The sequence below is a fragment of the Pseudonocardia sp. McavD-2-B genome, from assembly GCF_024124365.1.
Classification (GTDB): domain Bacteria; phylum Actinomycetota; class Actinomycetes; order Mycobacteriales; family Pseudonocardiaceae; genus Pseudonocardia; species Pseudonocardia alni.
Map to the genome: position 1 here is coordinate 1 of NZ_JAMXSG010000216.1, position 10,166 is coordinate 10,166.

General features: G+C 76.9%; 4 protein-coding genes and 1 pseudogene. 1 reads left to right on the forward strand and 4 read right to left on the reverse strand.

Translation table 11 applies throughout. The features are described 5' to 3' along the window. Positions 1-286: 286 nt before the first annotated feature. A complete protein-coding gene (locus NH602_RS22890; protein ID WP_253068870.1) occupies positions 287-3,028 on the forward strand; it encodes a hypothetical protein in 2,742 nt (913 codons plus the stop codon). A gap of 34 nt (positions 3,029-3,062) precedes the next feature. On the opposite strand, the gene NH602_RS22895 is transcribed toward NH602_RS22890, so the two are convergent. The 4 genes and pseudogenes from NH602_RS22895 to NH602_RS22910 all read right to left on the reverse strand — a co-directional run. Beyond that, entirely contained in the window at positions 3,063-3,707 is a 645-nt protein-coding gene (locus tag NH602_RS22895) for a hypothetical protein (protein WP_253068871.1), read from the reverse strand. Next, complete coding sequence (locus NH602_RS22900; RefSeq protein ID WP_253068872.1) at positions 3,704-4,129, reverse strand: thioesterase family protein; 426 nt, start codon at positions 4,127-4,129, stop codon at positions 3,704-3,706. Before NH602_RS22900 ends, NH602_RS22895 begins: the two co-directional genes overlap by 4 nt. A 9-nt stretch (positions 4,130-4,138) precedes the next feature. Further along, positions 4,139-9,040: an NAD-glutamate dehydrogenase gene (locus NH602_RS22905; protein WP_256495507.1), complete on the reverse strand. Its 4,902-nt coding sequence runs from the start codon at positions 9,038-9,040 to the stop codon at positions 4,139-4,141. Between the two features lie 57 nt (positions 9,041-9,097). Beyond that, a pseudogene (locus NH602_RS22910) lies at positions 9,098-10,166 on the reverse strand (hypothetical protein); the annotation flags it as partial.

A 10,166-nucleotide genomic window follows, 5' to 3' on the forward strand; every position in this document is an offset into this window, starting at 1 on the left:
CACGCCGGCGTCACCGCGGCCGGACCCGACGGACGGCGGCCCGGCGGCAGCCCGTCCCGGCCCGGCGGACGCCGTTCCGGCGACTCCCCGGTCCGGCTCGTCGGACGTCTCCCCGTCGGCTCCCGGGTCGGACGCGGCGGGCACCGTCCCGTCGGCGCCCGGGCCGGACCCCACGCAGACGGGACGTCCCGGCCCCGGGCCCGGTGCGAACCGGCCCGACCCCGCCGCCACCCCCGCGGAGGGCGGTCGTCGCACCGATGCCGGTCCCGGGCCGGACGGTGTCCCGGTGACCGCACCCGCACCGACCGTCGTCCCGCCGATCGCGCCCACCCCGCGGCCGCTCGGCGACGGCACCCGCCCCACCGCCGGCTCCACCCCGGACCAGGACGCCGCCCCGTCGCCCTCGGCCGGGGACACCACGGAGTCCGGCGGCTCCGGCGACGGGGACCGCGACGCCGCGGGACAGCATACCACCAAGCGGTGGCCGCCCCGCCCGGCGCGCAGCGGCGCCGACGGCCCGGAGACCGACATCCTGCCGCCCGGCGCACTGATCGGGCACTACCCGAGCGCGGACTCCTCCGACGACCGGACCGAGCAGCCGCCCGCGCGGCCCTCGACCCCGCCGTCCGGGAACCGTCCGACGATGCCCGGTCGCAGACCTCCCGCGCCCGCGGGCCCGGAGCAGCGTCCGGTGCCCCGTCCGGCCATGGGTGGGGCACCGTCCGGTCCGGCGATGGCCGGGCTGTCGGGCAACGACCTGTTCGCCACCGCCGGCGGCGACTCGGGCAGCGGCTTCGGCCGGCTCCCGGGCCGCGCCGACCACCCGTGGCGCTCCCGCGCCGACACCGCGGCCTCCGCGCCCGACACCGACGGGCCCTCCTCCGACGACGTCCACCGTGACGACACCACCGGTGAGGGCTCCGCCCGGGACGACTCCTCGCGGGACGGCGATGCCCCCCGGGGCACCGCCTGGGGCCCGGACGGCGGTCCGGGTTCCTCCGTCGGCGGGCCGTCCGCGTGGGACCGGGACGCCCCGGCGTGGGACACCGGCCGCCCGCCCACGGACGACGCCGCACCGTCCCGCAACGGCGCGTTCCCGACGCCGGGGTCGTACGGCGACACGCCGTCGCGCTCCGGGTCGGCCCCGGGCCACGCAGCCGCTGCGTTCTCCGGACCGGCGCGGACCGGGGCGTTCCCCGCCCCCGGCGCGGGCCCGGACGAGCGGCGCGGCGGGCCGGGCACCGGGGCGTACCCCACCGACCGGCCCGGCGGACCGGGCACCGGCTCACTCCCCACCGACCGGCCCACGGGCCCGGGCACCGGCGCGTTCCCGACCGACCGCTCCGGTGGTCCGGGCACGGGGGCGTACCCCGTCGACCGCCCCGGCGGGCAGGGCTTCGGTTCGTCTCCGACCGACCGGCCCGGCGCCCCGGGGACCGGTGGCCGCCCGGACGGGCCCGGTACCGGCGCCCACCCGTCGAACGGCGCCCCCGGTGCCCGTTCCTGGGCCCCCGCCCCGGACCGCCCGGGCCCCGGAGGACCGGGCGGGCGGCCCGCACCGCGACCGGACGCCCCGTCCGAGAACGAGACCACCGTCGTCCTGCGGCCCGTCGGGACCGACGGCGAGCCGCCCACGCTGCAGGGCCTCACCCCGGTCACCGGACACCCGGACGCCCCGGCGGCGGACGACACGACCGGCCTCTCGGACCCGGACCGGTCGGACGCCTCGACGACCAGCCGCAACGCGGCCGCCGCGGCCTCGGTCGGGGCCGTCTCGGTGGCCGCCGCCCGCGCCGCGTCCGGCCGGGACGGCACGGTCAGCGACACCGGTCCGGGCACCGCGGTCCAGCCCGCGGCCGCGGAGGCCGCCGCCCACGCCGCGGTGACCGGCGAGAAGCCGCCGGTCACCCCGCGCCGCGAGGCGATCATGTCGGCGAAGCCGCGCAACGGCCGTCGCAGCCCGTCCGCGGCCGGGCTCGCGATCGCGCTGGCGATCGTGCTGCTCGGCGCGCTGACGCTGTGGGCGATGCTGTCGCCCAGCCAGTCCGACCCGGGCGCGAACGCGACCCGGCCCGCCGTCTCGGCCGGTCCGGGCACGGGGCCGCGTCCGGAAGCGGTCGCGTCCGGGGCGAGCCTGGCACAGCCGACGGTGCGGGCGACCGTGCCCCTCGGCGGCACCCCGGTCGCCGTCGCGGCCGCCCCGGACGGCTCGACGGCCCTCGTCGCGGTCCGTGACGCGGACCGGCTCGCGGTCGTCGACACCGCGTCCGACGCCGTCACCGGGGAGATCGAGCTCCCGGCCGCCCCGCAGGGGGTGGTGACCTCCCCGGACGGCACCCGCGCCTACGTCAGCACCGCCGGTCAGGGCGGCGGGCAGATCGCCGTCGTCGACGTGCCGGGGCGGACCGTCGTCTCGACCGCTGCCGTCGGCGGGGACCCGGCCGCGGCCGCGGTGTCCCCCGACGGCCGGTTCCTCTACGTGCCGTCCCGCGCGGACGCCACCGTGCAGGAGCTCGACCCGAACGCGGGCACCGTCACCCGGACCGTGCCGGTGTCCCGCGACCCGTACGCGAGCGCCACGAACGACGCGGGAGACCGCGTCTACCTCGCCACCCGCGGCGCCGACCAGCTCACCGTCCTCGACCCGGACAGCCTCACCGTGCTCGGCAGCTTCCCGGTGCGTGGCGGCGCGGAGTCCCTGGCCGTCAGCCCCGCGTCGGTCCCGCGGACCGTGGTCGCGGTCGGCGGCCCGGAGTCCGGCACCGTGACCGTCCTGGACCCCGCCGACGGCCGCGAGATCGCGACCGTGCAGGTCGACGGCGGCGCCACCGGCATGGCCTTCGCCCCCGACGGCCGCCACCTCTACGTCGCGACCCGGCAGGCTCTCGTCACGGTCGACACCGGGTCCTGGCAGGTCACCGGGACCACCGACGTCGCCCCGAACCCGACCGCCGTCGCGGTCGCCCCCGACGGCCGCACCGGCTGGGTCACCGGCGACGGCGCGGTCAGCGTGCTGAACCTGACCTGAGCCCGGGCCGGCCCCCGGCTGCGGGCCCGGCCCGTCAGCGCGCGACCGACAGCGGAAGCGACACCACGCGCCGCTTCACCACCGCCCCGTACCGGGCGTCGAGCCGCATCCACGACCCCGACGCGGACACCCGTACCCGCGGCCCGTCGGTCTCCTGCGGCGCCGAGCCGAGGAAACCCATCCCCGACATCGCGAACAGCACCCGCATCGGCACGGTGACCGGGCGGCCCGCGTCCGGTGGGGACACCGTCAGCACCGTCTGGTCCAGCAGCGACGCGGGCGGCCCCATCGGGCCCGCGTGCTCCCGGGCCAGTGCCAGCCCCCGGTCGGCGAGCTCGTCGAGCTCCGCGGCGGGGACGTCGTCGACCCGGGACCAGCCGTCGTCGGGCGGGAGCTCGTCGAGCCACGGCGCGGGCGGGCCGGGGTCGACCGCGGCGGAACGGTCGACGGCCAGCGCCGTCAGCAGCGTCGACGCCTGCGCCGTGACCGGCAGCGCCGGGTCGAGCTCCCCGGCCACCGACCGGGTCACGAGCACGTCGAACGGGGTGCGGGCCCACGCGGTGACCCGGCCGGAACCGGCTGTGAGCCGGATCGCGGCGCTCTGGTCGAGCCGGGCGACGCGCGCGGTGAACGCGCCGAGGTCGTCGCGCTCGGTCGCGTCCGCCAGTCGCAGGGTCACGACACGTCTCCCAGGTGGCGCTCGAGGAAGTTCCGCTCGTCGACGGTGAGCCGGCGGACCCGGTCCGCCTCGAGGTCGTAGAGGGCCATCCGGGTCCAGGCGGTGACCGCGACCGGGTCGCCCGCGCCGGGTCCGTCGTGCAGGGCGTAGTCGAGGACGAACGACGCGGCCCGCAGCTCCCGCACGGTGATCGCGCACCGCAGCGGCTCGGGCCGCCACGGCAGCTGCCGCTTGTACTCCACGTGCAGCCCGGCGACGAGCAGCCCGGAGGAGAACCCAGCGAGCCCCTCCCGCCCGGCGGCGGTGAAGGCCAGCGCGACGCGGGCCTCCTCGACGAGCGTGACGATCCGGGCGTGGTTGACGTGGCGGTAGGCGTCCTGGTCGGTCCAGCGCAGCGGGACCTCGGCGACGAAGGCGGTCACGGGGAGCTCCTACCGGGCCAGTCCGCGCAGCTGACGCGAGATCACCGACAGGGTCGCGAGGTCCAGCGACGCCGACGCCCCGATCTCCTCCAGCGCGCTGCGGGCGCGCGCGAGCTTCGAGGAGTTCGCCTGCTCCCAGGCGTCGATCGCGTCGTCGACCCCCGTGCCGGGCGGGGTCTCGCGCAGCGCGTCGAGGGTGATCGAGCGCAGCGACCCGTAGAGGTCGTCACGCAACGCGAGCCGCGCCAGCGCGTGCCAGCGGTCCCCGCGGTCGAGCCGGGACACCGCGGTCAGCGCCTGGTCGACGCCGAGGTGCTCGGACAGCGCGTAGTACAGGCGGGCCACCTCGGCGCCGGGCCGTGGCTCGGCCTCGCGGTCGGACAGCTCCACCAGCTCGACGACGTCGAGCAGCCCGTAGGCGTAGAGCGACAGCGCGGCCGACTCCACCATCTCCTCGGGCACCCCGCAGGCGCGCAGCTCCGCGGCACGTTCCTGAACCGCGTCGAGCTCGCGGCCCTGCAGCAGCTCGGGCAGCCGCGCCCGCAGCTCCGCGATGGGACCGGCGAACCGGTTGACCTCCGCGCCGACGGCGAGCGGCTGCGGCCGGTTGGTCAGGAACCAGCGCGACACCCGGTCGAGCAGCCGCCGCGACTCCAGCACCACCGCGTCGGCGATCGGGACTCCGACCTCGGCCCGGCGGACGGCCTCCCACAGCGCGGGCAGCCCGAACACGCGGGTGGTGACGGCGTAGGCGCGCAGCACGTCGTCGGGGCCCGCGGAGATCTCCTCGCCCAGCCGGAACGCGTAGCTGATCCCGGCGCCGTCGACCATGTCGTTGACCAGCGACGTACCGATGATCTCGCGACGCAGCGGGTGGTTGCGCACGGCGTGGTCGAAGCGCTCCCGCAGCGGGTGCGGGAAGTAGCCGGGCAGAGTCGGCGCGAACGCCGGCAGGTCGGGCAGGTCGGTCTGCAGCAGCCGGTGGGTGAGGTCGAGCTTGGTGTGGGCGAGCAGCGTCGCCAGCTCGGGGCCGGTGAGACCGAGACCGTCGGCGGCCAGGCGCGCGAACCCCGCCTCGTCGGGCAGGACCTCCAGCGTGCGGTCGAGCCCGGTGCGCCCGGCGAGGTCGGTGACCATCCGGGCGTGCACACCGACCATGCCCGGGGCGTGGGCGCGCGCGACGCCGAGCACCTGGTTCTGCGCGACGTTGTCGGCGAGCACGAGGGCGGACACCTCGTCGGTCATCGACGCGAGCAGCTCGTTGCGGGCGTCGCGGTCCAGGGAGCCGTCCGCGACCGGGCGGTCCAGCAGGATCTTGATGTTGACCTCGTGGTCGGAGCAGTCGACGCCCGCGGAGTTGTCGATGGCGTCGGTGTTGACCCGGCCGCCGGCACCGTCCGGGCCGCCGTGGCGGGCGAACTCGATCCGCCCGCGCTGGGTGAGCCCGAGATTGCCGCCCTCGCCGACGACGCGCACCCGCAGGGCGCGACCGTCGACCCGGATGGCGTCGTTGGCCTTGTCCCCCACCTCGCCGTCGGTCTCACCGGACGCCTTGACGTAGGTGCCGATGCCGCCGTTCCACAGCAGGTCGGCGGGGGCGAGCAGGATCGCGTGGATCAGCTCGGGCGGGGACATCGCGGTGACCGTGTCGGCCAGCCCGAGCGCGGCCCGGATCTCCGGCCCGACCGGCACCTTCTTCGCCGTCCGCGGCCACACCCCGCCACCCGCGCTGATCAGGGAGGTGTCGTAGTCGGCCCACGAGCTGCGCGGCAGCTCGAAGAGCCTGCGACGCTCGGCGTAGGAGGTCGCGGCGTCCGGGGTCGGGTCGACGAACACGTGCCGGTGGTCGAACGCGGCGACCAGCCGGATGTGCTCCGACAGCAGCATCCCGTTGCCGAACACGTCGCCGGACATGTCGCCGACGCCGACGACGGTGAACTCCTCGCGCTGGGTGTCGACGCCCAGCTCGCGGAAGTGCCGCTTGACCGACTCCCACGCGCCGCGGGCGGTGATGCCCATGGCCTTGTGGTCGTAGCCGACCGAGCCGCCGGAGGCGAACGCGTCGCCCAGCCAGAAGCCGTAGGACTCGGCGACGGAGTTGGCCAGGTCGGAGAACGTGGCGGTGCCCTTGTCCGCGGCGACGACGAGGTAGGAGTCGTCGCCGTCGTGACGCACCACGTCGGTGGGCGGCAGCGTCTCGGTGGCGCCGTCGGCGTGGGTCAGCAGGTTGTCGGTGATGTCGAGCAGCCCGGAGATGAAGGTCCGGTAGCAGTCCCGGACGTGCTCGGGCGCCGGCCCGGGCCTGCGCACGACGAACCCGCCCTTCGCCCCGACCGGGACGATGACGGCGTTCTTCACCGCCTGGGCCTTCACCAGGCCGAGCACCTCGGTGCGGTAGTCCTGCTGGCGGTCGGAGAAGCGCAGACCGCCGCGGGCGACCGGGCCGAACCGCAGGTGCACGCCCTCCACCGCGGGCGAGTACACGAAGATCTCGAACCGCGGGCGGGGCAGCGGCATGTCCGGTACGGCGGCCGGGTCCAGCTTGAAGGAGAAGAACGGGCGGCCCCGGAACCAGTTGGTCCGCAGCGTCGCCTCGATGACGGCCAGCAGGCCCCGCAGGATGCGGTCGGCGTCGAGGCCGGAGACCTGGTCGATCAGGGTGGTGACGTTCCCCAGTGCCCGCTGGTGGGCGGCATCGCGCTCGTCGGCGTCGGCCGTGGCCGGGTCGAACCGGGCGCGGAACAGGGCGATCAGACCCTGCGCGACCTGCGGGTGGGCGACCAGGACGCCGGCCGTGTACTGCAGGGTGAACAGCCCGCCGAGCTGGCGGGTGTAGCGGCTGTAGGCCCGCAGGACGGCGGCCTCGCGCCAGTGCAGACCGGCGCGCAGGACGAGCGCGGAGAACCGGTCGGACTCGGCGTCGCCCCGCCAGGCCGCGGCGAACGCCTCCTCGAACCGTCGCCCGGCGTCCTCGACGGTGACCGTCGGGACCGCGGGGGCTCCGGCGGGCTGCGGGGGCCGGAGCCCGAAGTCGTAGAGCCAGCAGCGACGGCCGTCGGGGCGGCGGAACTCGTAGGGCCGCTCGTCGACGACCTCGACGTCGAGCTGCTGCAGCAGCGGCAGCACACCGGTGAGGGTGACCGGGTCGTCGCCGACGTAGAGCGCGAACCGGATGTCGCCCTCGATGCTGCGGTAGAGCCGCAGGTCGAACGCGTCCTCGCCCTTCTCCCCCAGCGTCATCAGCCGCCGCAGGTCCTCGACGGCGCGCAGCGGGGTCACCGTCGCCTTGTAGGACTCGGGGACCCCGGCCAGCATCGGGCGGGCGGCGGGCCCGGCGTCGCCGAGCGCGGCGACGAGCAGGTCGTCCCACGTGCGGGTCGCCTCGGCGACGTGGTCCTGCAGCTCGGCCAGGTCCACCGTGACCGGCTCGGCGCCGGGATCAGTGGTGATCGTCAGGTGCAGCAGCGCCAGCTCGACGTCCCCGACCTGCGCGGTGTAGCTGACGTCGGTGCCGCCGAGCCGGGTGCGCAGGACGTCGGTGATCTTCAGCCGGGTCGCGGTCGTGTAGCGGTCGCGCGGCAGGTAGACCAGGCAGGACAGGAAGCGGCGGTACGGGTCGGGGTGGACGAACAGCCGCACCGCGCGGCGGGCGCCCGCCTCCAGCACACCGACGGCGGTGTCGTGCAGCCGATACTGCGACGAGGTGAACAGCTCCGCGCGCGGCAGCTGGGAGAACACCTCGAGCATCTGCTGCCCGGAGTAGGAGTCGGCCGGGAAGCCCGCGCGCCGGATGGCGCCGCGGATGCGGCGGGCGACGACCGGGATGTCCAGGACCGACTCGTGCCGGGCCGGGACGGTCAGCATCCCGAGGAAGCGGTGCTCGCCGGTGACGGTCCCGTCGGCGTCGCGGGTGCGGACCCCCACGTAGTACGGGTGCACCGCACGCAGCACCCGGCTGCGCTCGCTGGCCCGGGTGAACAGGAGCAGGCCCGCGGGGTCGGCGGCGCCGGTCTCCTCGGGGAGGAAGACGTTCGCGCCGGCGTCGCCGGGGCGCAGCACGCCGAGACCGGTGTCGGTGTCGGGCCGCAGGCGCCCGTCCGGGTCACCCCCGTCGTCGGTGCGCCGGGAGTAGTGGCGGTAGCCGACGAACACGAAGTGGTCGTCGACGAGCCAGCGCAGCAGGTCCGCGACCTCGGCCGGGTGCACGTCGTCCTCGTCGGTGTCGGCGGCCGTGGCGGCACCGGTCCCGGAGAGGTCGTCGGCGAGGGCGCGGGCGCGCAGGGTCATCGCAGCGGTGTCGTCGACGACCTGCCGGACCGCGGAGAGCGTGTGTTCCAGCTCGGCGTGCAGCGCGTCGGGGTCGAGGTCCCCGGACGACACGACGTCGACGTGCATCCACGACTCGACCGAGGCCCCCTCGGTGGGGTCGGTCGGGTCGGCGGCGGTGTCGACGCCGGTCAGCGTGCCGTCGGCGGCGCGGCGCACGACCAGGATCGGGTGGACGACGCGCCGCGCGGTACCGCCGGCCCGGCCGATCCCGGCGAGCGCCGACTCGACGATGTAGGGCATGTCGTCGGTGACGATGTCGACCGTCACCGCGTCTCCCCCGGCGGCGGCCACCCGGACGGCGGCCCGGCCGGGTTCGCGGTGCGCGCCGAGCGCGAGATGGGTGTCGACGACGGTCGCCGGCCCGGGCAGCTCCGCGCCGCCGGTCGCGTCGGTCTCCGGGGTGTGCCGGGCGTAGAGACGGACGAGCTCCGCGGCGGCACCGCTCCCGGGGCGGGGATCACCGCCCGGCCCGTCGGTGCTCGTGGTGTTCCCGGTCTGCCCCGTCGTCCCGCTGCTCACAATCCACTCCGGCCCCGTGCGTGTGTTGACGGCCGTCACCCTATCCCGCGGTACCGACACCATCGGCGGACCGGGACGGCCGCGTCGGCGCTGACCGGGCGAGCGGTTCCCGGCGGCCGGTCAGATCTCGCGGTAGGCCGCGAGGGCCCCGGCGAGGAGATCGGCGAGGCCCATGTCCTCGGGGATGCCTGCGGGGTCGGACGGGGCCGGCGTGGCCGGGGCGCCCGGTGTGCCGTCGCCCGGTGACGACGTCGTCCCCGGGGCGTCGGCGGCGCTGTCCTGCCGTCCGGGCGGCAGGGGTGACGCGCTGTCCCGCGTCGCGGGCGTCGCGGGCGGGGCGTCGTCGCGCGGGGGGCCGGTCGGCGGTTCGTCCCTCGTGGCCGGGCCGTCCTCCCGGATCGCGGTGTCCGACGGCTCCGATCCGTCCGCGGGGACCGCTCGGTGGGAGCGAGCCCGTCGGGTCGCGGTGCCGACGTCCGGCGTCCGCCCTCCTGCGTCCGGTCGGTTCCCGCCGGGTCGTAGGTCCGTCGTCGGTGCGTGGACGGCGCCGGTCGACGGCTCGTCGTCGCCGGTCGCGGCAGCGTCACCGGTCGCGGCAGCGTCACCGGTCGCCGGGGCGAAGACGGCCGCCGCACCCCGCACCACGGTCGGTCCGATCGCGGTACGCAACGTCCAGGTCCCCGCGCCCACGCCACTGCCGTCGGGCTCGCCGGACGCACGGTGGCCGCCGGCGGACGTGGTCTTGCCCCCGTCGAACAGACCGGCGGCCCCGCCGTGTCCGTCATCGGCCGGTGGGGTGACGACCCGCCCACGACGACGCGGCAGCGCTGACTCCCCCACTCCGCCGTCGTCGACCCCGGACCACCGCACCGGCAGCCCGGAACGTTCCCGGGCCGGGCCGTCGTAGCGGGAGGCGGCGCCATCCGGCACGGGGAGGTCGAGGTGGGCCCGGACTGCCTCGGCGAGGCGCCGGTCCGGTTCCGGGGGCAACGCGAACCGGGTGTCCAGCGGGTCCGGCACCGACGTGGGGTCCGCCGGGGCGGAACCGCCCCACACCTGCGACGGCTCGTCTGTCGCCCGCCCGGCGGAGTCGCCGCCCACCTCGTCGCGGGCCTCGTCGCGGGCCTCGTCGCGGGCGGAGGGGTGCGGCGCGGAGGGGTGCGGCGCGGAGGGGTGCGGCGCGGCGGGG

Bases quoted from the DNA above. Each gene is read 5' to 3' on its own strand.
- NH602_RS22905 (WP_256495507.1), bottom strand. From the start codon at position 9,040: ATGGTGTCGGTACCGCGGGATAGGGTGACGGCCGTCAACACACGCACG.